The sequence below is a fragment of the Acidiluteibacter sp. genome (assembly GCF_055129545.1).
In genome coordinates this window covers 138,560-164,247 of the sequence record NZ_JBSRUB010000012.1, presented here as the reverse complement: position 1 = coordinate 164,247, position 25,688 = coordinate 138,560, and the positions used below count along the sequence as shown (strand labels likewise).

General features: G+C 33.1%; 23 protein-coding genes. 3 read left to right on the top strand and 20 right to left on the bottom strand.

What is annotated here, in order from left to right; all coding sequences use genetic code 11:
* The first annotated feature begins 24 nt into the window (after window positions 1–24).
* On the top strand, window positions 25–933 hold the full coding sequence (locus ACTB0X_RS05865; protein WP_463024056.1) for a DUF6089 family protein: 909 nt from the start codon (window positions 25–27) through the stop codon (window positions 931–933).
* A 434-nt stretch (window positions 934–1,367) separates the two neighbouring features.
* Window positions 1,368–1,667 (top strand): GIY-YIG nuclease family protein, encoded by a 300-nt coding sequence (locus ACTB0X_RS05860; protein WP_463024055.1) that lies wholly within the window; start codon window positions 1,368–1,370, stop codon window positions 1,665–1,667.
* 406 nt (window positions 1,668–2,073) lie between these two features.
* Here ACTB0X_RS05860 and ACTB0X_RS05855 read toward each other — a convergent pair whose 3' ends face one another.
* The 18 genes from ACTB0X_RS05855 to ACTB0X_RS05770 form a co-directional block, all read right to left on the bottom strand.
* On the bottom strand, window positions 2,074–2,823 hold the full coding sequence (locus ACTB0X_RS05855) for a glycosyltransferase family 2 protein (protein WP_463024054.1): 750 nt from the start codon (window positions 2,821–2,823) through the stop codon (window positions 2,074–2,076).
* Window positions 2,824–4,275 (bottom strand): MBOAT family O-acyltransferase, encoded by a 1,452-nt coding sequence (locus ACTB0X_RS05850; protein WP_463024053.1) that lies wholly within the window; start codon window positions 4,273–4,275, stop codon window positions 2,824–2,826. It lies immediately after the preceding gene.
* Window positions 4,272–5,441, bottom strand: coding sequence for a hypothetical protein (locus tag ACTB0X_RS05845; RefSeq protein WP_463024052.1), 1,170 nt, complete (start codon window positions 5,439–5,441; stop codon window positions 4,272–4,274). The genes ACTB0X_RS05850 and ACTB0X_RS05845 overlap by 4 nt, the downstream gene beginning before the upstream one ends.
* A complete protein-coding gene (locus tag ACTB0X_RS05840) occupies window positions 5,422–7,146 on the bottom strand; it encodes a carbamoyltransferase family protein (protein ID WP_463024051.1) in 1,725 nt (574 codons plus the stop codon). The genes ACTB0X_RS05845 and ACTB0X_RS05840 overlap by 20 nt, the downstream gene beginning before the upstream one ends.
* Window positions 7,147–7,177: 31 nt before the next feature.
* Window positions 7,178–8,314, bottom strand: coding sequence for a glycosyltransferase (locus tag ACTB0X_RS05835; RefSeq protein WP_463024050.1), 1,137 nt, complete (start codon window positions 8,312–8,314; stop codon window positions 7,178–7,180).
* Window positions 8,307–9,800: a class II glutamine amidotransferase domain-containing protein gene (locus tag ACTB0X_RS05830; protein WP_463024049.1), complete on the bottom strand. Its 1,494-nt coding sequence runs from the start codon at window positions 9,798–9,800 to the stop codon at window positions 8,307–8,309. Before ACTB0X_RS05830 ends, ACTB0X_RS05835 begins: the two co-directional genes overlap by 8 nt.
* A 57-nt stretch (window positions 9,801–9,857) precedes the next feature.
* Window positions 9,858–10,844 (bottom strand): glycosyltransferase family 4 protein, encoded by a 987-nt coding sequence (locus ACTB0X_RS05825; protein WP_463024048.1) that lies wholly within the window; start codon window positions 10,842–10,844, stop codon window positions 9,858–9,860.
* A 139-nt stretch (window positions 10,845–10,983) separates the two neighbouring features.
* Window positions 10,984–11,976, bottom strand: coding sequence for a glycosyltransferase family 4 protein (locus ACTB0X_RS05820; RefSeq protein WP_463024047.1), 993 nt, complete (start codon window positions 11,974–11,976; stop codon window positions 10,984–10,986).
* Window positions 11,969–12,928: a GDP-mannose 4,6-dehydratase gene (locus ACTB0X_RS05815; protein ID WP_463024046.1), complete on the bottom strand. Its 960-nt coding sequence runs from the start codon at window positions 12,926–12,928 to the stop codon at window positions 11,969–11,971. The genes ACTB0X_RS05820 and ACTB0X_RS05815 overlap by 8 nt, the downstream gene beginning before the upstream one ends.
* A gap of 263 nt (window positions 12,929–13,191) precedes the next feature.
* Window positions 13,192–14,589, bottom strand: coding sequence for a hypothetical protein (locus ACTB0X_RS05810; protein WP_463024045.1), 1,398 nt, complete (start codon window positions 14,587–14,589; stop codon window positions 13,192–13,194).
* 149 nt (window positions 14,590–14,738) lie between these two features.
* Complete coding sequence (locus tag ACTB0X_RS05805; protein ID WP_463024044.1) at window positions 14,739–15,899, bottom strand: glycosyltransferase family 4 protein; 1,161 nt, start codon at window positions 15,897–15,899, stop codon at window positions 14,739–14,741.
* A complete protein-coding gene (locus ACTB0X_RS05800) occupies window positions 15,896–16,849 on the bottom strand; it encodes an NAD-dependent epimerase/dehydratase family protein (RefSeq protein ID WP_463024043.1) in 954 nt (317 codons plus the stop codon). Before ACTB0X_RS05800 ends, ACTB0X_RS05805 begins: the two co-directional genes overlap by 4 nt.
* Before the next feature lies 1 nt (window position 16,850).
* Window positions 16,851–17,300 carry a hypothetical protein gene (locus ACTB0X_RS05795; RefSeq protein WP_463024042.1) on the bottom strand — a complete coding sequence of 150 codons (450 nt, stop codon included), beginning with the start codon at window positions 17,298–17,300 and terminating at the stop codon, window positions 16,851–16,853.
* A complete protein-coding gene (gene rfbG, locus ACTB0X_RS05790) occupies window positions 17,288–18,391 on the bottom strand; it encodes a CDP-glucose 4,6-dehydratase (protein WP_463024041.1) in 1,104 nt (367 codons plus the stop codon). The genes ACTB0X_RS05795 and rfbG overlap by 13 nt, the downstream gene beginning before the upstream one ends.
* 2 nt (window positions 18,392–18,393) lie before the next feature.
* Window positions 18,394–19,161 (bottom strand): glucose-1-phosphate cytidylyltransferase, encoded by a 768-nt coding sequence (gene rfbF, locus ACTB0X_RS05785; protein WP_463024040.1) that lies wholly within the window; start codon window positions 19,159–19,161, stop codon window positions 18,394–18,396.
* A 261-nt stretch (window positions 19,162–19,422) separates the two neighbouring features.
* Window positions 19,423–20,448, bottom strand: a complete 1,026-nt coding sequence (locus tag ACTB0X_RS05780; RefSeq protein WP_463024039.1) for a glycosyltransferase family protein — start codon at window positions 20,446–20,448, stop codon at window positions 19,423–19,425.
* Complete coding sequence (locus ACTB0X_RS05775; RefSeq protein ID WP_463024038.1) at window positions 20,445–21,542, bottom strand: glycosyltransferase family protein; 1,098 nt, start codon at window positions 21,540–21,542, stop codon at window positions 20,445–20,447. The genes ACTB0X_RS05780 and ACTB0X_RS05775 overlap by 4 nt, the downstream gene beginning before the upstream one ends.
* Before the next feature lie 335 nt (window positions 21,543–21,877).
* On the bottom strand, window positions 21,878–22,849 hold the full coding sequence (locus ACTB0X_RS05770) for a glycosyltransferase family 2 protein (RefSeq protein ID WP_463024037.1): 972 nt from the start codon (window positions 22,847–22,849) through the stop codon (window positions 21,878–21,880).
* 214 nt (window positions 22,850–23,063) lie between these two features.
* Here ACTB0X_RS05770 and ACTB0X_RS05765 point away from each other — a divergent pair, with 214 nt between their 5' ends.
* Window positions 23,064–23,948, top strand: coding sequence for a class I SAM-dependent methyltransferase (locus tag ACTB0X_RS05765; RefSeq protein WP_463024036.1), 885 nt, complete (start codon window positions 23,064–23,066; stop codon window positions 23,946–23,948).
* A 41-nt stretch (window positions 23,949–23,989) separates the two neighbouring features.
* Here ACTB0X_RS05765 and ACTB0X_RS05760 read toward each other — a convergent pair whose 3' ends face one another.
* Both ACTB0X_RS05760 and ACTB0X_RS05755 read right to left on the bottom strand, forming a co-directional pair.
* Entirely contained in the window at window positions 23,990–24,766 is a 777-nt protein-coding gene (locus tag ACTB0X_RS05760) for a glycosyltransferase family 2 protein (RefSeq protein ID WP_463024035.1), read from the bottom strand.
* A gap of 1 nt (window position 24,767) precedes the next feature.
* On the bottom strand, window positions 24,768–25,688 hold the full coding sequence (locus ACTB0X_RS05755; RefSeq protein WP_463024034.1) for a glycosyltransferase: 921 nt from the start codon (window positions 25,686–25,688) through the stop codon (window positions 24,768–24,770).

The following is a 25,688-nucleotide window of genomic DNA, read 5'->3' as shown; positions in this document are numbered from 1 at the left end:
AAAGATTTTTTTTACATTTGTAACATGAGAAAAATATGTATTTTCATAGGGCTTGTTGTATCAAGCATTTGCGTAAACGCGCAATATAACCTGGATGTAGGAGTTACATTAGGTGCATCCAATTTTGTGGGTGAACTTGGTGGACCGAATGGTGATCCTCAAAATTCATTTTTAGATGCAAACATTGAAGCAACTCGATTTGCAGCAGGTGGTTTCGCTAGATATCGCTTTCACAATCGTTTCGCGGGAAAATTAGCCTTGAATTATATTCGATTATCAGGAGCAGACAGTTTAACAAATGAGCCCACTAAGCGGGCTAGAAACTTAAGCTTTCAAACTGATGTGATCGAATTGGCAACTACTGTTGAGTATTACTTCTGGACCATTGGAGATTTAAACAGAACAGGACGCTATCGGAATGATTTCAAGGCCTATATCTTTGGTGGATTTAGTGCATTTTATTTTAATCCAACTGCAGAATACAAGGGTTCCACCTACAATTTAAGACAACTTAGGACTGAAGGTCAATCTAAAGAATATGAAACAGTAAGTTTTGCATTGCCATTTGGAGCAGGTTTTTATTTCACCTTCCAACGAAATTTCAGAATTGGAATGGAATTGGGCTATCGGGCTACTTTCACCGATTATTTAGATGACGTGAGTACTAGATATGCCGCTTCAAGTGATTTACCCTTTATAGAATCTCAATTGTTAGCCAATAGAACGCAAGAAAGACGAGCCATTGAAGGAGATGCAAACTTTCCTGCTTCAGGATTCTATGATCAAGGATCAATTAGAGGAAACCCTGATAGTAATGATGGCTATATGGTCGGTCAAATTTCCTTTTCTTATGCATTTAGAGGAAAGAGTTCATTCTACAAAAAACGATACAACAGCATCATTAACAAAAGAAGAAAACGCACGAAATTCTAAGAATAGATTTTCACTATAAAATTATAGCCTCTGGATTATTTCAGGGGCTTTTTTTTCAAAGGGCATCTCGATACACCGCCTAACGGCGCCACTCGATGACCTTTGATTTGAGTTCTCCATTTCATTTTCCATACTATTTTAAGGGCTTCTCCTTCCTTGATTTCATTTCGGAAGGCAAGCTGATACTATCCCAAGAAGTACCCTAAGTGGTTTTTAGTACCTCGAGTGATTTCGTTGCAAACGAAATAGTATCGAGAGGCACTAAAAATTGTATCGAAGGGCACTTCTTAAATTGTGTCGTTATGCGCAATTGTATCGAATTGTTAGGTTAGGACATCGAGTGATTGTGCCGTTAGGTGCAATTGTATCGAGATGAGCTAACAATTCGATTAAACCAATCATTCTTAATCTATCTTTTTAGTAATTTCATCATCATGAAAGGCTATATGTATATACTGCTATGCTCAAACAATGCTTACTATACAGGAAGCACAAAATATCTAGAGGACAGAGTTCAGCAACATAATGCAGGAGAAGGAGCGAATTTTACAAAAAAACATCGTCCTGTTGAATTAATCTACTACGAAGAATTTAATCGAATTGATTATGCATTCAATCGTGAAAAGCAAGTTCAAAAATGGAGTCGGAAGAAAAAAGAAGCTTTAATGGATGGTGATGTTAACCTTATAAGTCAGCATGCAAAGAAGGTTTTTTCAAAAAGCGCTTCTCGGTAATAATCAAGGCGCTTCTCCTACCTTCATTTCATTTCGGAAGGCAAGCTGATACTTTCCCAAGAAGAACCCTGAATGGTTTTTAGTGCCTCGAGTGATTTCGTTGCAAACGAAATAGTATCGAGAGGTACTAAAAATTGTATCGAAGGGCACTTGTTGGGATCAATCCTCCAAAATACTCAACAACCGCTCGAAGTCCTTTGATTATAGTTCTCTATTTCATTTTAAAGGGTCATCGAATGAATCTTGAAGCGCATCTCGATACACTATTAGTACCTCGAGTGGTTGCAGAGCTGAGTCGAGGTATGATTCCGTTTTCAAACGAAATAATATCGAGAGGCACTAATAGCACTCGATGTCCTTAAAGATTAGTATCGAGATGCCCTTTAAAATAACGCTTTACAGAATTTTATCGCTTTATAAACTGCACAATTTTCCTTAGCGGCTTAAATAACAAAGTATAGGACTTAGGCTGTAGTCCATTCATTTCCCATGCTTTTCGATCTTCTTTATTTGCTCTCAATCGATTAGACAGGCTAGCATTACTCATTCCTCCTACTCTCATGTGTACGATTACTCTAGGCAGGTAAACCAACTTCGCTTTATTTTTAAGCACCATGCGCAACATCAATTCATAATCGGCAGCTGAGACCAGATCTAAACTAAAACTCCCAAAGTGGTTATAAAATTCCTTTTTGATGAAAAAAGTAGGGTGTGGCGGCATCCATCCTGAAACAAAGGAGTTGGATTTATACGCTCCAGACTTCCAATAGCGTACCACCTTATCGGTATCTAATTGATCTACATAATTCAAATCAGCGTACAGTGCATCTGCATTGGATGATTTCATTTTCTCCACCACTTCAGAAATGACGTGTTCGTCGATGTATAAATCGTCGGAATTTAATATCCCAATCACCTCTCCCGTAGCCATTTTAATCCCCTTATTAATGGCATCATACATTCCGTTATCCTTTTCAGAGACTACACAATGTATTTTGTTTCCAAAGGAATGAACAATATCTAATGTAACGTCTGTTGACTGCCCATCTATTACGATGTATTCCAAATCGGCGTGAGATTGATTCACTACTGATTGAATGCAATCCTTGATTGTAGCTGCACTATTGTAACAAACTGTGATGATGGAAATTTTCATTTAAAACTGAAAATATATAAATTGACTAATTGGTCTCAAAAATGTTAAATCTAATGTAGTCATCAAAACAATTGAAAGAAAAATAATTAATGCATAAAGCACAAACTTATTCTTGATATATTTAAGAAAGTAATCGTGAAATATAAAAGATACAAATACTAGCAAAGTTAAAAGAAACGTGATTAAGTATACATTCTCACTAAAAGATCGTGAAAATCCGCCCTCAAAAAAGAAAACCTTTCGAAACATTATTAACACGTTAGACATAGAGTTATCTCGAAACGGCAACCAACCGAGCATTGCAAGAGGAAATACAACCATCCATCCAATTATTAACCTTATTCTATCTGATATAAATGTGAAGTATTTACTCACTCTCCTTTCCACTAAAATCAAAACCGCATGATAAACTCCCCAAAAAACAAATGCCCAACTTGCACCATGCCAAAGCCCCATAATGCCCCAAGTTAATAACAATGCTCTTGTCGCATCAGAAGACTTAGGCTTCACTATTCCTATACCTCCTGTACTTTTATCCATGACTTTCACGCCAACTAATGGCAAATACAAATAATCTCTTATCCAGCTTGACAAAGAAATATGCCACCGTTTCCAGAAGGCTTTAAACGAAACAGCCATATACGGATAATTAAAATTTTCGGGAAAACTTATACCCATTAACATAGCTGAGCCAATGGCTATATGTGAATATGCAGAGAAATCAAAGTATATTTGAAATCCAAACAGAAAGGCTTTAGCCCAAACATCCAAAGCTGATAAACCCATTACATTTATTGAATAGATTTCTTCTACCATTGGAGCTATGTTATCAGTAATAACAACCTTCAAGAATATCCCCATTAAGATTCTTAAAATCCCTTCATTTAAAAACTTTATTTTAAATGAAGTCCTATGTTCCAATTGACCAATAACTTCTTGAGCTCTTAATATCGGACCTGCAACCAGCTGAGGAAAAAATGTTACGTAACTTCCATATAGGAAGAAGTTCTTATATGGTTTTAAAAAACCACGATAAACGTCCACTGTATAGGATATTGTTTGAAATGTATAAAATGAAATCCCTAATGGTAAAATAATCGAGAAGGTGGGATTTTCAATATTCAACCCAAACAAATTGAGTAAGGATACAGCGTTTTCAGCGAAAAATAGTAAATACTTAAAATATACTAGTATCCCTAGATTAACAACCAAACTACAAATCAGCAACAATTTACGCCGACGCTTATCCTCTGTGTTATCAATCATAATTGACAAAACATAATCATTTAATGCAGAAAATAGTATTAGTAGTGTATACTCATATCTCCAAAATCCATAAAAAACGATACTTGACAAAAAGAGCAATATCTGTCTTGGCTTTGAAGGCAATACCCAATATAGCAATACCACCAAAAACAAAAAGAAAAGATAAGTTACTGAGTTAAAAATCATCTTAATAATTTGAAAACGTATGGCTTAATACTATCTGCTAATACTCTATGCCCTTCTGCCTGAAAGTGCATAAAATCATAATCTTTTGTTTTGAATAGTTGTGTTGGAGCAGCGTAACCCCAGAATTTGGATTCAACAATTCCTTCTAAATCGACGCTTGTAACATTACTTGAATTTAAACTTTTCAAGCTATTCTTAAATTCAAAATATTCGTCCTTGTTATATGGATATTTAATATCAGTTCTTAAAGGTGGTATAACCAATAACACTTTAATGGAGTCTGCTTCTGAGTTCTCAAGTATTGTTTTCAAGGCGTTAAAATTCCTTTCATATCTTGCAGGAATCATATTCCGTGTAGTTTGAGCAGATATATTGAATACAGTATTTCTTCCTAAATATAATTTAGTAAAAAAGTCACCTCTAATTTCTTCTCTATTTCTCCAAAAATTAAAATTTTCAAATAAAACACTATTTAATTCTTTTTCAACAGCGTCTTGAGTTGTTTCATTTAAAGCCTTAAAATCTCCTTCAGAAATATTAGGTTTATTTTCATTGATTGGAAAGATGGTATCATTTCCTAAACTAAAATTCTTTTCTAAAAATTGATTAACAGTATTCGACACCTCGCCCGACTGGCTTACAGAGAATTGACCATTTGCAAATCCTCCAAAATAAGCATCCCTAATTCCATCCTCTCTAAAGTCGTCAAAAAAAACAGGAAGGATTAGTAAATCAATATTTTTTAATTTTTGTCTAAAAAATTCATACAATAAATAATGCTCTTGCAAGTTGGCATTTGGAATACTAGCAGACAAAAAAAGTATACTATCATTTAGCAACTCTTCAAATAAAAAACCTGACATGGTATTATCTCCATGCTCCATTTGATTAATGCTATGCGACTGAGAATTACCTAGGAATAAAACCGTTTTAAAACTAGTGTACTTTTTAATACCATTGATAAAGCTATCCGCATCCTCTTTGGGTAAATAATGTATTGAATTTCCATCTTTATCCTTGGCAAAATAAGACACAGTGCCATTTCCTAAAGCGGCATCACCAAAATCAGTTTGATTTGAAAATGAACCCATTAATAAAACTCCAATGACAATACCGAGGAGTATCACAAAAAATAATACTATATCTTTAGTTTCTTTTGACAACATAATTCTCTAAAACTAACACATCCATTTCAGTTCTTAAATAACAGTCTAATGCTTCCTGTGGAGTATTCACTATTGGTTCATTCTCATTGAATGATGTATTCAATAAAATAGGAACCCCTGACTTTTCCATGAACTTACTTATTAAATCGTAGTATCGATCTCCTTTACCCACAGTTTGTAATCTACCTGTTCCGTCTACATGTGTTACAGCAGGTATAACTTTATGCTTTTCAAGTTTAATTGGATACACTTTCTCCATAAATGGGACTTTATCTACTTTTTCAAAATACTCGCTAACATACTCTTCTAGAATGGAAGGTGCGAAGGGTCGAAAACTTTCTCTACGTTTAATTTTAGAGTTCAACAGTTCCTTTGCATCTGTTCGAGTAGGATCTACAAGTATCGAACGATGCCCCAATGCTCTTGGTCCAAACTCTGCTCTACCTTGATACCATCCCACTACCGCTCCGTCGACTAGAGATTGTGCTACAACTTCAAGTAACTCTTCATCACTATACTTTTTGTATTCCACATTATTGCTTTTCAAGCAAGACTCTACTTCTTCATTTGTTGCTCTATACCCTGTATATGCATCATAAACTGCAGGCAATCGATCATTCCCTTGGATGTGATTAAACAGCCAAAGTGCAGACCCCATAGCGGTTCCTGCATCATGACCTGCTGAAGGAATATAAACTTTTTCAAAGCTTGTTCGCTCTAAAATCTTACCATTTGCAACAGAGTTTTGTGCAACACCACCTGCAATACAAACGTTCTTTAGGCCAGTACGCTTTTGTAAATGATTTAAAATATGAAAAATCAACTCTTCAGTAACTCTCTGAACTGAGGTTGCAATATCCTTATGTTTCTGTGTGAGCTCATCACCATTCATTCTGGCAGGACCTAACAATTTAACTAATTCTTCTGAGTAAATGGATTCGATTTTTGGATCTCCGCCTTCCCAACTCATACTCACTCCTTCTTTAGCATGTTTGAAATACTTTGTATCCAACTCAAACAATCCGTCCGGTGTAAATCGAATCACTTTCTTCAGTTCTTCGGTATACTTTGGCTCACCGTATGGAGCTAACCCCATCACCTTATATTCATCACCATAATGAGAGAAACCCAAATACTGCGTCAATGAGGTATAGAATATACCAGCAGAATGGGGATAAATCACTTTATCAATTACGTCAATTTTAGTTCCTTTTCCAGTTGCTATCATGGTTGAAGTAAAATCTCCGAATCCATCAATAGATAAGATCGCGGACTCTTCAAATGGGGAAGCAAAAAAGGCACTTGCCAAATGACTTCGGTGATGCTCTACATTCACCACCTCAGCTTTAATAGCATCCTCAGAAACATTAAAAAAAGCGCTTAACTCAGACTTTACACTTCCTACTTTTTTAGAATTAGCCAATCGATCTTTCAGCGCTTTCACACTTACCAAATTCTTTACACTGTGAATTATTTTCTTGTGAATATTTGCAGATGGATCACGAGAAATAGTAATAAAGTCGACATCTCGAATACTTATTCCGGCCTCTTTAAGACAAAATTCAATGGCTTGAGTTGGAAAGCCCGCCCAATGTTTAATTCTTCTGAATCGCTCCTCTTCTGTTGCTGCAATTACGATCCCATCCTTTAAAATACAAGCAGAAGAATCACCGTGGTATGCATTCAGTCCTAATATATAAGTCATCTTTTTTTATTTGAAGGCTAAATTATCAATTCTAATCGTTTAAGAATAATTTTTTATTGTCTGAGAGTACTTTTGAATTAACAATGTTACTATTGGAATAGGCTCTAGCTCCATTTACATAATCAGTGTAGCTCTCTAAATCTTGATTCAATAGTCGAAGAAAGCAATCCACAAATGAATGAAGCGTTAGTGGCAAATCAAATCCTACTTTTTCCATTTCTAAATTAACCCATGGAGTTTCCTGACTAATAACGACTGGCAATGATGCCAATATGGATTCTACTATTACATGTCCGTAATTCTCTCCTTTTGTAGGCAAAACCAGGTAGTCATAATTCCACAGCACCTTTTCTTTTTCATATTGACCTAAAATCCCTTTATAGCTTACATTCAATTCTTTTTTTTGGATCACTTTTGTACAGCGTTGCCAATAATCTTCCTCCTCTATTGGTCCAAAAATATCCAATGAGATCTTTGGATTCTTGATTTCACTTAATACTTCTAATAAGAAATCTAAATTCTTAATCGCATTAATTCTTGAAATAAAAACTAATCGCAATACACCAGTCACCTTTGATATGGTTGATACAGGACGTTCAAGCATCGAAACTGCCATATTCTGAGCAACAAGAACTTCTGACTTAGATCCAAAATGAAGATACACCTCATCTGCTTCTATATCAGAGGAGGCATGCCAAGTGATCGAATTCATTAATCGGGTTGAACGCATTAAAGATAAAAAGACTCTTTTCTTTAAGGGCTTTATGGCTAAAGCTTCTTTCTTTAACATTCCTCTTGGAGCTAAAACCGTTCTTATTTTATTTGTATTCGCCAATATCGGTTTTAATGTAAATCCCACAGAGAACAAACTATTTAAATAAATAGTCTCTGGCTCAATTTCCTTTAACAGGGATTTATATGTCTTTCTGGTTTGTGTTTCTTTTTCCAGGTAAATGATGGAATAATTTTCTTTTTGAAGCCATATTCCAGTTTGAATACCATCTAGGGGCTTAACTTCTCCTATATCGTATGCTGAGGTCACTATATAAAAGTCTACTTCTTGACTCAAAGCCATCACTGTATTGTAAACTGAACGAATAGGGCCACCTGCTTTATGAGCCGGATAGAACCAATCAATAAAGACGATTACTTTTGGCTTCTTACTCATCTATTTTATTTTCTGTTAACCATAGCTCCAATAACAAAATTGATTCCAACAACTGCTTCCTTTTTACGACTGTTAACCGGTCAAATCTCCTCCCAATATCAACTTTAAATTGTCCATTCACAAATGATCGATTCTGAAATCGACTCAAAAGTTCAGATTGAGTTTCTTCACTTAATGCAATCAATAATAGATGAGGATTATCAATGTCTTTAATGGTTGATTTTAATTTTTGCCGCAAAAACACTTTGTGTTCATCTGGCAAATGCAATAAGTAACGCTGTAGTTTAGGTGACAAAAAAGGAAATTCTACCGCTTGCGTTCTATTTTTTGTCACTTGGTAAAGCGCCAGTAATTGTGCATTCGTTAACTGCGTCTGCATTTCCAATAAACCAACTTTGGATAAATATGGAAAAGCAAACCCTGCAGTTTGATATACAACAGTAGATTTAGCTATTTCTTTCGGTATATCTTCAAAACTTACGCTCAAACTCTGCTGTAAAGGCGCTATCGGGTATAAACGTTTATAGGCAGGATATAAATAGTCTAAGTCATAATAGTCTTGTTGAATCAACTGCTGATAAGTCTCTTTTAGCTCCTTTTTATAAGGAATTTTAAGCCATTTACTTACAAAACGTCTCAGGCTTTTTGGATAACTCAACAACCATCGATGCGATTGAAATGACTCTAAGACTTGAAAGATTGGACCTTCTCCCCAAAGAACGGCATGACCAATAGAACTGCCAATAGCTTGATGTTGCTCAATAGGCTGATTTCTCCCCAAAAGATATCGAATGGAATAAGGTGTAGGATGGTCAATCAACCCAACAAGACTCAAAACGTCGTCAGGTGTTTGTAGTTTAGACAACTCCTCCTCCAAAATCAGAATTGACGTCTTTATTTCGTCCTGAATTCGATTAATATGGAACTCATGTTGCTCTTCAGTTCTACCATCTATGGTGTAATCAAAGGTATCGGTTGCCGACCAATAAGCATGAAGACTCACTTCATCGTCTGTTAATTTGAGGTAATGACCAGGCAACAACTGACTCACACCGCTTACCAATGTTTTTGGTGCATGAACATACCCATAAGATAAATAATCACCGAGGCCTACTCGGTCTAATTCTGGCTTAAAGTTGGGTAAGGTTAGTAAGGGTTTCACTTGTGTTGAGCAAGCAAAAAGATGGTCGGTTTTATGGAAATAACAGGGGACTATCCCGAACCGATCTCTATACATCAAGAGCATTCTTTTCTCTTCATCAAATAGAATAACACAAAAACTACCTTCTATTTGATTAACGAACTCTTCTCCCCACTTGCTGTAAGCTAATTCAATAATTTTTATTATTTCCTCATCCGAACCCAATATATTTTGAAGGGTAGATAAATTGGATATCGATCCTTCAAAAAAAACTTGACAGTTATTTATCTTTACAGCGGTATTAGAATTGAAAGTTTGATAATTATAGGTAGAAATGGAGTACAAAATCTAATTTATTTACAAATAAAATTTGGAAGTAAAGTTACTTCAATTTTTGGTTAATTAAGAAGATTTACCCTCATTTAAACCATCATAGATAGCTTGGTATTGAACCGCTATTAATTGAGGTTGAAATCGTTTTACATTTTGCAACCCTTTCCTCACTAGTTCACTCCTCAACTCTTCATCATTTATCAATTGCATTAGACCGTAACGAATAGCTTCAATATTATACGGATCAACTAATAAGGCTCCCTCGCCTGCTACCTCCGGCATAGACGAAATAGCGCTTGAAATTACAGGGCGGCCAACCGCCTGAGCTTCTATAATGGGCAATCCAAATCCTTCATAGGTAGAGATAAAAGAAACCAAATCACAGGCTTTATATTCTGTCATCACATCCTCATTACTTAGGCCAAATTTAAATTCATACTTAATATAATGTTTGCTCAGTATATCGATTAGCGCTTCAGTAGGCTGACCGATAATTATTAATTCACAATTAATGGCTTCCATTGCTTCAATCATTCGAGGAAGATTTTTATTCGCTTTTGTACCTATGGTTAAAATGCGTGGACAAGCAGCATTAAATTCTTTTGGGGTAAGGCTCAGTGGCAAGGTTAGCGGATTAGGCACCACTTGTATATCAGCAGCATACTGCCCTATAGAAAGCAACTCACTTTTAGTAAATTCAGAAATGGTGGTCACAACAGCAGCGTTGTGAATTGGAATATCGAACCATAATTTTTTAAAGATCCATCGCCTCACCCCTTTTTTACGCTTCAATGCTTCTATATCATGAATGGTCAATATGGTCTTTTTAAATGGCCACCATAACAAATAATGATCATGCCCAGTAATGTGTTTGATGGAGGTCTTGAAATTGGCCATAAAAAAAAGGTTTTTCAATCTAGGAAGCAGTCCAACACTCTCATGGGGTAACTCCACTTTTTTCCCATTTAAAAATGGCAATAGAACATCGAATACATTTTCTATGCTAATGAAAGAATATTTCAATCTTTTTCGAATGAATAAAGTTACAAAACTCATAATTAAATTGATTTACGAAGATTTATAAACGGATTCATTCTTGTGTTATTGAATAATGTACAACCCTTTCTAAGGAATTGTAAAAAGAACTTGCTTATCAAAAAATATTACTGATTTCAAGTAATTAGAAAATAAAAAACTAACGTAATATTTGATGATAAAGTTCTTCATATTGACTGGCAATTTGATCTGCATCAAATCGCTTAACATTTTCAAACCCTCCTAAAACCATTTCATTCCTTAGGCTTTCATTATGTATAACTTCAGAAATAGCTTTTCTTATTTCAACAGTATTATATGGATCAACATAAATAGCAGCTTTACCGCCAACCTCAGGCATCGATAAAATATTAGAAGTAATAACAGGTCTTCCTACCGCTTGAGCTTCCAAAATTGGCATACCAAATCCTTCAAAAGTTGAGGCAAAAAATAACAAATCTGCAGCAATATAAGATGCTATAATTTCTGAAAAAGGAATAGCAACCTTATTTTCATAACTGATATTTCCTTTCTTTAAAAGTGTCAAGTTTTCTTCTGAAATCTTCCCAATTATAAGAAGTTTACAATTAATTCCCTCAACTGCAGAAATAAGCCCTTTTAAATTTTTATTTGGAGCACCTCCTATTTGTAGTATACATGGACACTCATTATTGAAAGGTTGATCCGAACGCACAAATGACTTACTAATAGGCACGTAAATAACTTTAACTTTCTCGGGGTCACAACTTACATTATCTAATAGGTCATCCTTAGTTGCTTGGGATATAACTGTAACATATCTGCTTCGATAAACGGGCCATTTAAACCAAACATTCAACAATATTCTTCGCTTTATACCTGAGGTTCGATGTAAAATACCTAAGTCAAGGATCGTAGAAATCGTTTTGCTCTTTTGAAGTAATATAGCAACATAATTTATATCTCCCGTAACATGATTAACATCACTCTGATTTAAATATGCAGCTATAACATTTACTATCCTCTTAAAAAGTCCAGAGCTTACAAAAGGTAAAAAATAATTCACTATTGTAAATTTTTTACCGAACCGATATGCTAAATCTTCAAATATTTGTTCAACACTGAAATTAGCACCTACTCTTCTTTTACGTAAAAAATAAGTTATTTTAGCCATTGTAAAAGTTGTTTTGATATTCAATTAAAATCTCTTCTAATACCGATGTAAACTCCATATGATAATCCCAACCAAGCTTAATTTTAGCTTTCGAATTATTTCCATAAATATCTTGAATTTCAGATGGTCTGAAATAGTTTGCATTTATACGAATTCTGTCTAGATCAATATCTAAAAAAGTAAATAGATGATAAATTACACTTCTTAAGCTAATTGACTTTCCACTGCAAATAATATAATCATCAGGGTTATCCATTTGCACCATCTTTATCATTGCCTTAACATAATAAGGTGCGTATCCGAAATCTCTCTTGATATCAATGTTTCCAACCTCTAATATCTCCTGTTTTCCATTTTTAATATCTAAAGCCGCTTTAATGATTTTCATAATAAAGAACTTCTCTTGGCGAAGTACTGATTCATGATTAAAAAGAATACCTGAACTTACATGCAAGTGATACGAGTCCCTGTAATTCCTGACCAGATGATGACAAGAAGACTTGGAAATTGCATAAGGACTCTGTGGGTTTAATAATGTGTTTTCGCAAATTGGTAAGCTATCAACAGAACCAAACATTTCACTACTTGTGGCTTGATACAAACGTGTATGTGGGCTATGGCTTCTTATCGCTTCTAAAAGATTTAAGGTAGAATGTAAATTAAAAAGTATAGTGGAATGAGGATTTTTAAACGATTCAGCAACTGAACTTTGAGCCGCAAGATTGAAAATAAAATCAGGTTTCTTTTCTGAAATAAAGGCATTAACCTTTTTCGCATCCTCCAAGTCAATCATTACTAACCCCACATCTTCCCTAACTTTAAGGTAATCTAACCCCAATAATGAAGACTGTTCATTTCTAATCAGTCCTATCACTCTGATATTTTGTTTTATTAATTCTTTAGCTAAGTAAGCGCCATCTTGGCCACTCACTCCTGTTATAATTGCCAGCATTTATTATTTGATTATAGTCAAAGAATTGAATTTTTAATATACCGAATGCTCATTCAGTTATTTTCTTTTATAGAACCTCTTGCATAAAACTCCATCATTATTAATTAAAGTGTATCAAAGCCTCTTCTAACTTTCACCAAGACTTTAATCAACAGGTTTCAAAAATAACGTTTTTAAAGTATTATAATTAAAAAAACAATGACCAAAAAATTTAAACATTGAACTCAAGCCTTTTATAAACATTTTTGATCAAGAAGTAAAAACTACTCTTTGTTTTCATCCTGAGTTATAAAAAGATTGGTACTTAAGTTTGAAATTAAAAAATTCACCAAAAAAATTATAGCAAATGACTTAAACAAATGGTTAACTACTTTTATAAAATCTGTTTCTGCTTTTACTACTTGATAAAGCAGCACGATTAGAAGGACAGAAGCAATTGGAGATGCACCTGCAAAATTAATTAGAAACAGTTTCATAATCCAATTCAATAAAAATCCATAAATAAATAGTGCAATCATACCTCCTGTTCGCCCATAGTTGGCATAAAACTCACCGACTAGTGATAGCCCCATAGAAGTACCTTCTTGGAGCTCTAGACCAGAAATTAAACTGAAATTTTCTAGTGCACTACTAGTACCTTTTTTATCAGGAACTAAAAAACGAGGAATTAAGCTAGCAACAATTGCTTCAGAAATTGTAGACCCTCCCATAAAGTCTTTATTTTTAGGAATATTTTCCATGACTTTACTAATAATCCAGCCTTGATTTAAGCGAGTATTCTCTTCATAAGAATTTTCTTCTTCTGAATTTGATTTACTATTGGTTTTAATAGTTTCTTCTGTCGGAAATAGCTCTTCCATTACTAACGCATAAAAAACAGCTGTTGGGCTAACTGAATTATTTGAACCCCATACTTGTTCTCTAAAGTCTGCTTTTACGGCTTGTATAATAAAAGCCAAAAAAAAGCTAAGAGAAAACAACATAAGCTTCTTCAACAAACCAACTTTTTTGTCTACAATAAAAAATGAGAAAAAGACGCCGATTAATAGCAAATCATGGAACATACCTGCCGCAATTGAGGTTATTAAAAAATAGCCCATTGCACTAAAAAATATTAGCCATTTATTTTTAGGGTGTAGATAAAATAAATAAATAATCCCTACGTAAGTAAATAAACTTAACAGATATAAAAAAAAAGAGAGAGCTGGTATTGAAATTATACTCGCAATGAGCGTTGCCGAGATACCAATAAAAAGTAGATACTTTGAATGCCGAGAAAGAAGTTTATTATTTAAAACGAATAGAGATTTTATACGTTCTACCTTTAAGTCTATTTTAAAAACATAAAGACTTACTGCAAACAATAAGGTCGCAGGAACGACATAAGACATATAGGTTTCTTCATCAACATACATATAGTATCGATAATGTACTTTGCCTGCCAAATATGAAAGTTTAGCTCCCACAATCCATTGGAGAGAAGCAATCAAAACAATTAACTCTCTAATTGGCACGACAGTACCTAATCGACTAAGAAAAGTTATAAAAATAAAAATAGAAAACGTGATGCCTATAGCTGACCAAATGTAATAGTCAAAAAAAAGCAATAAATAGCTAAAAACAAATAGATAAAATAAATGAGAAAGCTTTATTGAAAACATATTAAAAAAAACCTATAAACCTAATTATTAAGAATTAAAAAAGAAAATACACTAAAATTGTTGCAATTATTAATTCCAATTGCAATAATTCAACAATTTAAAGTTAAGGTAAATAGGATAAACTTGCCAAAACAAGAAAACACCTTAAACTAAAAAATAACTGACTTAAATTTAGCCACATGAGCCTTCATGCTGTAATTCTTTAATGAATTACATGCGTAATACTCTTTATCAAATTTTGATTCATTTATCGCTTCAACAGCCTTAGCAATTTTAAGTTTTAAATCTGTTACATCTCCTGAATTAAAAACAAAGGGATAATCCTTATCAAAAAACTCCTTTGGTGCACCTTCAGAAGGCACAATCATTAAGTTTCCGCAGGCAACTGCTTCAGGTACGACCCTACCGTATTGTTCTACCCATTTTTTTGTAACAATCGATGGGAGAATTGTTATATCCGAGGCGTTCATATAGTCCGCTATTTCTAAATGTTTAGCCTCGAAGAAAATCGTATACTTATTTATACTTGATTGGAGAATTGATTCATGCAATACCTTTTGATAAGCATTGGCATATCTAGAAAATTTATCAATTAATACTCTATAATTATTTAACTCTAAATCCTCTAAGGCCTTCACAAGCAGATGCACTCCCTTTTCATATACAAGTCTGCCATAGTAAGCAATAATTATGGTGTTATCGCTAACACCTATACGTGCTCGAATCTCCCTGCGTTTTTCTATATTTATTTTGAATACTTGCTCATTAAAGCCTAATGGTGTCTTGACTACTTTTTTAAATCCTAGGCTTTTAAAATAAGATAACCCAGCAGAATTAATTACAAATAAACAAGCTAATCTCTTCTTAGAATATTGAATTAATAAATACTTTATTAGACTATTTATGAATTGTTTACCACCTTCTCTTTTTACAACTGCTAATGGGTTTTGGGATAAATTTTCACAGGATAGAGCAGCTAATTTTATTCCATTTCTTTTTGCAATTCTTCCCAAAATAGCACACATTAAACTTCCAGGATCTCCTTCGAAATAAATAACATCAGGTTTTGATTCCAGAATAGTTGATTTCAGACCTCTTAGTCGATAAAGTCGTTGATGAAAATTTGTCGGTTTGAGAAATCTAATAGTTGGATCTTCAGACTCTGGACAGTCAGCAGGCAACGTTTCTTTACCAAAATTCCAGACAGAAGGGATTACTAAGGTCACTTCAAAATCATCTGCATTTAATCTACGATAAAACTCTCTATTAGCCGTGGTGAAACAACTAGTAGAAACTGCTAATAATTTCATTTTAAGTTATATTTGATTATAAAATCAAGTAAACCAACTATCTCATCTCTTTCTTCTACTAAACTGTTTGACCAGCCTAGCGCTTTAAGCTTTTGATTTGATATCACTAACTCCTTCTCCTGAGCGTCTTTTTCTTTATCAAATAGTAGATTTATTTTTTCATTGAAGTATTCTTCTGCAATAGATTGAACCATTACTGCCATTTCCATTAGTGATTTCGAACTTCCTTGACTTAGGTTATAAATCGCACACGGATAAGACTTCTTTTCTAAAGATGCTTTTTTTTCAATTATTAATTCCACAGCAGAACAAACATCGTAAAGTGAAATAAAATCTCTTTGCTGGTATCTATTCGAATTAATGACAATTTCTTTATCAGCAACTATCTGCTTACAGATATCATTCACAAAAAGGGACCAACGATCAGCTGTATTAAAAGCTGGAAAGCCAAATGAATTTGACAACCGAATGATACTACAATTAATATTAAAATCTCGGTGATACCAATTTACATAGTCTTCAGCAGCCTTGTGAGTGATAGAATAAGGATGAGCTGGATTGCAATTCGAGGTTTCAGAATATTCCCCTTTTAAAGGACGGTCATACACATGCACTGTAGAAAAATAAATAAAGTGCCCCACCTGATTTGCCTCAGCCCACTTCAGCCATTTCAACGTCCCATTAATATTTATTTCATTGCTTAAAATGGGGTTTGACCCACATATAATTTCATTTGTTGCTGCAAGATGAATGATTACATCTATATGAATGTCTCTTAAAACATGTTCTTCTATAACAGATTCATTAGAAAGTACTGTTACATTTTTAAGTCCAACATCCCTTTTCGATCTACTTAAAGCATATACTTGATTCCCAATGGAACTTAGGTATTGAGTTAATCTGCCTCCAACATAACCTAACCCGCCTGTTATTAAAATATTTTTGGACATACTATATTGTAAAAGATGGAGAGAAGCTTTCAATGGGCCTAACCAAACACTCCAAAGGATCATGCTCTATACTTGCCACATTTAAAATTAGATTACTCTGTGAGGACAACCCTTTAAATGCCATCCAAACACCAGGTTGAATAGTAAGACGACAGTAGTTTTCTAATGACAGTGTCACTTGAAAAAAACGATCTTTTGTCTTACTATCTGCTCTATCGTCAAAAAATACAAATTTAACTGCACCAGATGGAACTACTATGTTTGATGTCATCTTAAGGTGCTTTTTCCACCCTTTTATTGCACCATAATTTACAGTAGAAAAATAAGCCTCCCCAAAGTTGTCAAAAACGTTATCACTTTTTTTACATGCATGCATGACGCTACCTTCGCTACCATTAATAATTTTTAATGGCGCTATAGTGATTCCTTCCATTGCTGTTACTTGGTCCATTCTATATTCTTCTTTTGGGCTTCTTCGCAAAAATATTCTATTTGGTTTATGGTAAAAGTTTTTAAATTGGAATGATCTCCATTGTAAAACTCATTGTACCATTTTGAAGTCAACTCCAATGTTTCGCTAAAATCTAAGTTGGGTTTCCAATTTAGATATTGAAGCGCTCTATCACAATTCAACTTTAAAAGACCTGCCTCATGAAATGAAGCATCTGATTGTATTGTAAATAATTCACCTTCATGTTCTTTGTCCCAATGCTTTTCTAACTCATTCAATACATTTAAAACAGATTGATTCTGATTAGAATTAGGTCCAAAATTAAATGACAATCCATTTAATTCTTCATTTTTATCAAGGTTTTGAGCAAGATTTAAATAACCACTTAAAGGTTCTAGAACATGTTGCCATGGTCTTGTTGAATAAGGACTTCTTATGTGTACATTTTCCTTTTGCGACCAAGCTCTGTATATATCGGGAATTAGTCGATTAGAGGCCCAGTCACCTCCACCAATCACATTTCCTGCCCTTACGGAGCACATTTTTATATTTTTCTTTTTATCCTTTATAAAAGATTCAAAATAAGACTTAATGACAATTTCAGCTGCAGCTTTTGAAGCACTGTAAGGATCTTTTCCGCCTAACCGGTCGTCTTCCCGATATCCCCATTCCCACTCTACATTTTCATAACATTTGTCACTGGTGATCATTATAACAGAGCACTTATTATTTAAACTCTTAACAGCCTGTAACAGGTTTGCCGTGCCCATTACGTTCGTGCTAAAAGTTTCAATAGGATCGTCATAAGATAACTTGACAATGGGTTGTGCTGCTAAATGAAAAACAACATCAGGTTCTATCTTTTTTACCAATTGCGTCAGTGAATCTAGATTTCGTATATCTTCAAAAGCATTTGATCCGGAATCTTTTAAATTGGCGATATCAAATAGAGCGGGTTCCGTCGGAACTTTATCAGATATTCCGTAGACATCAGCACCCAGTGTTTCAAGCCAGATACTTAGCCAAGATCCTTTAAAACCAGTATTCCCTGTAATTAATACTTTCTTATTCTTATAATAATTATTAAACATGGTTACCAGATTTTCCAGGGTGCTTTTGTGCCCCATAAAGTGTTTAAATGATTTTTATCCCTTAACGTATCCATACATTGCCAAAAACCTTTGTGCTTATAACTATACAGTTCACCAGTAGTGGCTAATTTCTCCAATGGCTGTTTTTCAAAAACGGTATCATCCCCGTCAATGTAATCCAAGACTTCTGGTTGACAAACAAAATAGCCCCCATTGATCCAATTGCCTTCACCAGGCGGTTTTTCAACAAAACTAGAAACTCGATTTGAATCTGCAATATCTAAAGCTCCAAAACGACCCGCAGGTTGCACAGCAGTCATCGTGATCAATTTCCCATGCTGCTTGTGAAAATTTATTGATTCAGCAATATTTACATCTGCGACACCATCGCCATAGGTCAATAAAAAGGGCTCGTTATTAATGTGTTCTTTTGCTCTTTTTATCCGACCTCCTGTCATCGAATCTATTCCAGTATCTAGTAAGGTCACTTTCCAAGGCTCTGATGCATTGTTGTGGATTTGAATGTTATTGGATGCTAAATCAATAGTCACATCACTTTGGTGCAGGAAATAATTAGAAAAATACTCCTTAATAACATATCCTTTATAACCCAAAAGAATGACAAATTCATTAAAACCAAAGGCAGAATATGTTTTCATAATGTGCCATAAAATGGGCATTCCTCCAATTTCTATCATTGGTTTTGGTTTAAGCGAAGTTTCCTCACTGATTCGAGTACCAAACCCTCCTGCTAAAATTAAGACTTTCATAAATTTATCGTGTAAATCGTTGCTATTTCTACTTGATTTTTAACAACTCTAATATTCAAGTAACTATTTTCAATAAGCATACAAACATATGTAAAAAATGAAGATTATTAGATCCGAAAATGATACCAATTCACAAATAAATTGATGCTTTTTATTTAAAAAAAATATTAATGTAATTTAAACTTCAATTTTTTAATAAAAATTTTAATCATACTTCAAAGAATTAAGAACAAACAACTAAACTCTTTATAAACCTATCTTTTATTTTTCAGATTTAATCAATTTCTTAAATACTTGAATAACCGTTTCAGATCGATCAGCATAGCTATATTTCTCTTCAATACTTCTCTTGTAAGCTCTTCCTGAAATATACTTCTTTTCATTTTCATTCAACTCAAAAAAAAGATTAAACTTAGCTAATAATTCCTCTTTTGTAGAATAAAAAAATGATTCTTTATTTTCTTCAAAAAACAATAAATGTTCCTTACTTCTAGGTGCAAACATCACACAACCCAATGCAGGCATTTCGAATGTTCGCATGTTGTGGCTATTGATATTTTGAGGTCTAAAAATATTTAATTGACAATAGTATTTTTGAGCTGTATCAATGAAATTTTCATTCACCACACTTTTAAAAATTGTTATGTTTCTTTTGTTTCTAATAAATTTCTGCCAATTAGCCCCATAGAGATGTATTTTAATTTCGTTTTGACCCAAATATTGAATAAGCTTAGCCCTTTCTTCGTCAGGATTACCAATAAAACAAACTACATCAGTATATTCTATCTTATTTTTGGGCAGTTTAGCAATATTATATGCAAAAGGCAGCCAACTGCTTTCTAACTTAAATTCATTTTGAAATCGATCAACAATTCGACGACTATATGAAAAATGATGATCATACAGTGATAAGCTATTCTTTACATTTTTGTTTCCCGACCCTTTAAATGTATATTCAAATGGGTCATCTGCATTGTAGTTTGCTAATTTCACACCCAATGATTTAATTTTCTCTAGGGTCGAAGGAAAGATTTCCATTCCTTTAAAAATCCACAAAACATCTGGTTGACTATTTACCACATAGGAAATTAAATTTCGATTAATCGTTTTTAAAACTGCAGACCAACCCAATCGATAAATGACTTTATGAAAAGTTGATTGAGTATAATAATCTAAAAACATATCATGGGCACAGAACTCATCCACCTCAGCATAATTAACCAGATGTTTCTTAAAGTTTGTTTCGATTGCCCATGATTTATTGGAACCAACTAATAAAATTTTCATAGTTGAAATAATTTCTTTTTCAATGGCAAATAAGTTTCTTCAAATGAGAATTGTGTTTCTTTTCCTTGTTTGCTTACCAATAATTTTCTCACATCCAAACTACTTAAGTTATTCATGTCTAGCCGAATGACTTTAGGCTTAACAAATGAATCATATTCAAAAATACCTTGCATCGTATCGGGATACCATACATCTAAGCCACATTGCAAATATTCAAAAAGTTTATTAGGAGCATTAAATCGGTAGTTATCAGTTGGTGCACGATATAAAATTACACCTACATGATATTTTGAAAGTATTTGAGGTATTTTTTGATAGGCTATTGAATCAAAAATTTGAACTTTTACTGAACCGTGTATTCCTAAAAGTTTACTCGGAAGACTATCTTCTTTAACTAGATATACATCCAGAATCACTTGCAAACTACTATTTGATAACCAAAATACTAGCTCTGAGATAAAGCTACTTTTTTCGTCCAAAGCATATCCAACATAAATTAGCTTTAACGGTTCGTTCTCTCTTCTAACGGTATTTTTAATACCCCAATTTGATAACGGATAATTTGGTAAAAATTTATGTTGCCTAGAATTTAAAATCAAATTCTCATCTTTTAAAAACTTCGATAACCGAGTTTCATTCGTATGGGAAATCCAATCTGCAGTTTTGTACAAATACTTTTCCCTTTTATGACAGATCCTTTCGTAAAAGCTTGACTTTTCATATTCTTTAATACTTGTATATTCATGATAATGGATATGAACTTTTACTTTTTTATTAAAGAATCGCTTATAGATATAAACAGGCATTGCTGATGAACTTTCATAATACAAAATAGATTTTGGCCTGCAATAAATCAATAAAAAAAGCGATGTAATATTAAAACTTAGGTAAGTTACCCATAGCCTAAATTTACCATTAGAGACCCTTCCAGGTCTTATAATTTTAACATCCTTTATATTAAATTTAGGACTTAGATCTCCATTTGTGGAGACACATATAAACTTTGAACCTTGCTCGGATAGCACTGTTAGTAAATTTTGAATTGGTGGGTAGTTTTCTATGGGTCGAAAATGAAGAATAAATGTGTGTAGCATTAACCAATAATATTTTTAAGCCAACAAAAAGCTCGATTTACCAACAATCAACGTTATTGATAGAATACAAATATACAGGGGAATCCTTTAAATACAATTATGACTCATATGAAAAAGCCATCCTTTTTTACAGGCCTTTTTAAGCAAATTACCTTTGTAAATGTTTCTTCAATTAATACAACATTTTAAACTGTAAACTAATTAAACAGTTTACAGTTTACCTAAAAATAGAATTCGAAGAAACTCGATAAGTCTTTATTCAAATGGTAAAAACTTTAATCCTTTGGGTTAAATGATAGCATAAATAGATCAAATAGTAGAAAGAAGAAATTGGCTTACAACTCCCTCAATTTCAACATTTGGTCTCTAGCTCCAAAGCGATTAGAGTATTTTAGGACGGAAGAAGTGTAATATTTAAAAAGACTAAGATAAATTCTTATATATTTCATATAATGAATCTTACTACTCTTCTTTGAGGAAAAAACCCAAAGTAAAAACCAAAAAGGCAAATAGATAAAATAGCTAATTATCAAAAACATAAAATAAGATAGTAGGCTTTCTTTATACCAAAAAAGGCCAGATGAAAGGTGCATTTGTCTAACCATTATATCTGGTGAAGCACTTTTCCCTTTTAAATGAATGAATGCAATTTCATCGTTATAAAATATTGGAAACTCTTTTCTTATTCTTCTACACCACTCTGTTTCTTCATAATACATAAAAAAATCAGGATCAAACCCCTTTGTTGCTTCAAAAATACTTCTACCAAAAAACATAAACGCTCCTGAAATTGAATTTGCCCTATAATCTTTAGCGCTCATTTTCATTTCTCCATCTTTAGATTTTAACCTAAAAACTTGAAATAAGGGCATTCTTAAAAAATAATTGAAAATCGTATGCTTCTCCAAATAAAAACTTGATGGTAAACCCACCTTATAATCAATATCCAATTCTTTGCATCCTAACAACCCACACTTTACTTCCTCTAAATAAAAGGAATAACATTTTTCAATGCCATTATCAATAATAATTGTATCAGAATTTAATAACAAAAAATGATTCCCTTTTGCATGAAGCATTCCTAAGTTGTTTGCCCTTCCAAAACCGAGGTTTTCACTTGAGTTTATTAGACGAATATTATCATCTAAATTTATAATTTGTTCAATACTTCTTTGTTTGGAGGCGTTGTCCACAATTATTACTTCAAAAGTAATCGCGTGTGTTTCTTTTAGTATTGACTTAACACAATCAAATACAAGATCATATGTATTATAATTGATGATAATTATGGATAAATCTAACTCCAAGGAATTGCTATTATTTTATAATGGACTAAATTATAATTAATAATCTATTCTACCAATTAACCTATATTTTCAAATCTATAAGAACTTATTTCAGACGATATAATTCATGGTGAATTACAAGTTAATCTAACCTCTTACTTTTCAATGTTTCGAACCTCAACTAATAATCCTTAATTTTGTAGCATATTAATTAAAATATGAGATTCATTAACCTATGAGCCTTAAAAGTCTAATTTCTGCACCATCACGAATATTTTCGCGTTATCTAGCATTAAAAAGAAATTGCTGGGTACCGCCAGGCCACTTTTATTCCCCTGTAGTGGAGTTGAATAATTTTCAATCGACTAACAATAAAGCTTGGGCCTGCGATTCAGCGATAAATGGAATTGAATTAAACATCGATACTCAAAAAGAATTGATAAGAGCTTTTGAAGCTTACTATAGTGAAGTTCCTTTTAATACTGAAAAAACAGATGGGCAGAGATATTTTTTCAACAATACGTATTACTCTTATTCTGATGCACTAATATTACATTTCTTTATCCGACACTTTCAACCAAAAAACATTATTGAAGTAGGCTCAGGATATTCCTCTGCAGTCATGTTAGATACTAGGGATGTTTTTAACTTAAAAAATAACATTTCATTCATTGAACCTTATCCAGAACGATTAAAATCTTTATTGACCAAAAAAGATTATGACTCCGTTACGATTCATGAAAAATTTGTACAAGACATTCCATTGGAAGAGTTTAAAAAATTAGACAAAGGCGACATTTTACTAATTGACAGCACTCATATTTCAAAAACAAATAGTGATGTAAACCACATTCTGTTTGAAATTCTACCAATATTAAAATCAGGCGTTCTTATTCACTTTCACGACGTATTCGCAGGGTTTGAATATCCAGAAAGCTGGATAAAAGAAGGAAGAAGTTGGAATGAGGACTATATTTTGAAAGCCTTCTTAATGTACAACAATGAATTTAAAATAAAAATATTCACACATCAACTGCACCAACATTATCAAGAGGTTTTTAGTAACATGCCTTTAATGTACAAAAATCAAGGTGGAAATATATGGATAGAGAAAGCTTGATCCTCAAGCAATAAAAAATACTTAAAAGGCAATAATCCAATTCAATGGAGCGATATTGATGCCTTTAAGACAGTTGCAATATTCCGCAACCAAATTTTGTTTTCACGTCGGTACTTAATGTAGATTTGTATTAAAAACCAAAAGTGCTTCTTATATAAATATTTCGTATTAGCTTCTGTCATTTCAGATGTAAACGAATGGATCATAGAGGAATTCGAAACCCTATAATGAAAAGCAATTTTTTCCAGATAATAAAAATTAACTTTATTCTTAATGCACCTTAACCAAAGCTCCCAATCTTCTATCCCTTGATAAGGAAAATTAGTATCATATAAACCAATTACATCTAGCACCTCTTTTTTCAAGATTGCACAGGCATCAATATAATTAGACTTTATCAGTTTAAATTCATCATATTCACCTACATTCCAAACTCCTTTCTTTTCTCCAAAAAAAAATGCATTCCCGTATACAACACCAATTTTAGGATCCAACTGGAAAATCGGTATTGCCGTTTCCAAATAATCCACTTCCACTTTATTATCAGAATCTAATGGCAAAATATATTCTCCTTTAGACATCTTAATTCCATAGTTCCTAGCTGTTCCCAATCCACCATTCTCTTTCTTATAATAGTTGAATCTAGAATCTTTAGCAACCCATTCAGCAGCTAACACCTCAATCTCATCAGGCGAACCATCATTTACAATGATAGCTTCCCAATTTTGATAGGTCTGATCCAAAACAGACTGAAATGTCTCAGCTGCGGTTGAGGCAGAATTATAACAAGGAATAATTATACTCACTAGTACTTCCATGTCAAAACTTATTGTATCGAATTTTTAATGGTCTATAAACTTTTAAATTTCCTACAATTATTTTGGCAATTAATGTCAAACTAATATTTTTATAATTCTGACGAATATACCCTTTTGAAAGATCCCTAATTTTTCTACTCAAAACAACTTTTTCTTCAGAGGATAAATTTGGATATAATCCTAAATAAAAATCGATATTCTTATTAAATGTAGTAGAAGTTTTAGCACCAGACCAAATTCCACCGTCATGAATTCTATATACTCCCATTACCTGATCAATGCAAAAAAAACTCCCAAATGATGTAATATACTTGTAAAAGGCAATATCTGCAAATGGCAAATTAATGATATACTCAGGAAATTTATATTCTACTGGTTTTCTAAAAAAAACTGAACTCGTGGCAATAAAATTGTTAAATCTTAAAAACTCTAAAAAATTAAATTTAGAATTAAGAAATTGTTTGGGATTTTGGAACTCCTTTTCCTTGCCATTTACCAATAAATTCACTCTATGAAATACAAGTGCTATGGATTGATCAGACTCAAGCAAATCAAATTGCGTTTGTAATTTATTTTCGTTTGACCAATAATCATCCCCATCAAGCAGTGCTATATACTCTCCTTTACAATTATCAATAATATTTGCAAAATTTGCAATTTGATTTTTCCCCTTGCGAAACTTTGAATATTCCCCTCCTGATGGGCGCTTTAGTACCCTAACTTTTTTAGGGTATGTCATTTCATAATTTTTTAAAATCTCCTTAGTTCCATCAGTTGAGAAATCATCCCCAATCACAATTTCGAATGAAAAATTTGTTTTTTGATTTAAAGCCCCTTCAATTGCTTGTTTTATATATTCAACATTATTGAAGACCATTAATCGCACACTAACCTTTACAGAATCAAAAACTTCACTTCTCAA

Bases quoted from the DNA above. Each gene is read 5' to 3' on its own strand.
- ACTB0X_RS05865 (WP_463024056.1), top strand. From the start codon at position 25: ATGAGAAAAATATGTATTTTCATAGGGCTTGTTGTATCAAGCATTTGC.
- ACTB0X_RS05860 (WP_463024055.1), top strand. From the start codon at position 1,368: ATGAAAGGCTATATGTATATACTGCTATGCTCAAACAATGCTTACTAT.
- ACTB0X_RS05855 (WP_463024054.1), bottom strand. From the start codon at position 2,823: ATGAAAATTTCCATCATCACAGTTTGTTACAATAGTGCAGCTACAATC.
- ACTB0X_RS05850 (WP_463024053.1), bottom strand. From the start codon at position 4,275: ATGATTTTTAACTCAGTAACTTATCTTTTCTTTTTGTTTTTGGTGGTA.
- ACTB0X_RS05845 (WP_463024052.1), bottom strand. From the start codon at position 5,441: ATGTTGTCAAAAGAAACTAAAGATATAGTATTATTTTTTGTGATACTC.
- ACTB0X_RS05840 (WP_463024051.1), bottom strand. From the start codon at position 7,146: ATGACTTATATATTAGGACTGAATGCATACCACGGTGATTCTTCTGCT.
- ACTB0X_RS05835 (WP_463024050.1), bottom strand. From the start codon at position 8,314: ATGAGTAAGAAGCCAAAAGTAATCGTCTTTATTGATTGGTTCTATCCG.
- ACTB0X_RS05825 (WP_463024048.1), bottom strand. From the start codon at position 10,844: ATGAGTTTTGTAACTTTATTCATTCGAAAAAGATTGAAATATTCTTTC.
- ACTB0X_RS05820 (WP_463024047.1), bottom strand. From the start codon at position 11,976: ATGGCTAAAATAACTTATTTTTTACGTAAAAGAAGAGTAGGTGCTAAT.
- ACTB0X_RS05815 (WP_463024046.1), bottom strand. From the start codon at position 12,928: ATGCTGGCAATTATAACAGGAGTGAGTGGCCAAGATGGCGCTTACTTA.
- ACTB0X_RS05810 (WP_463024045.1), bottom strand. From the start codon at position 14,589: ATGTTTTCAATAAAGCTTTCTCATTTATTTTATCTATTTGTTTTTAGC.
- ACTB0X_RS05805 (WP_463024044.1), bottom strand. From the start codon at position 15,899: ATGAAATTATTAGCAGTTTCTACTAGTTGTTTCACCACGGCTAATAGA.
- ACTB0X_RS05800 (WP_463024043.1), bottom strand. From the start codon at position 16,849: ATGTCCAAAAATATTTTAATAACAGGCGGGTTAGGTTATGTTGGAGGC.
- ACTB0X_RS05795 (WP_463024042.1), bottom strand. From the start codon at position 17,300: ATGGACCAAGTAACAGCAATGGAAGGAATCACTATAGCGCCATTAAAA.
- rfbG (WP_463024041.1), bottom strand. From the start codon at position 18,391: ATGTTTAATAATTATTATAAGAATAAGAAAGTATTAATTACAGGGAAT.
- rfbF (WP_463024040.1), bottom strand. From the start codon at position 19,161: ATGAAAGTCTTAATTTTAGCAGGAGGGTTTGGTACTCGAATCAGTGAG.
- ACTB0X_RS05780 (WP_463024039.1), bottom strand. From the start codon at position 20,448: ATGAAAATTTTATTAGTTGGTTCCAATAAATCATGGGCAATCGAAACA.
- ACTB0X_RS05775 (WP_463024038.1), bottom strand. From the start codon at position 21,542: ATGCTACACACATTTATTCTTCATTTTCGACCCATAGAAAACTACCCA.
- ACTB0X_RS05765 (WP_463024036.1), top strand. From the start codon at position 23,064: ATGAGCCTTAAAAGTCTAATTTCTGCACCATCACGAATATTTTCGCGT.
- ACTB0X_RS05760 (WP_463024035.1), bottom strand. From the start codon at position 24,766: ATGGAAGTACTAGTGAGTATAATTATTCCTTGTTATAATTCTGCCTCA.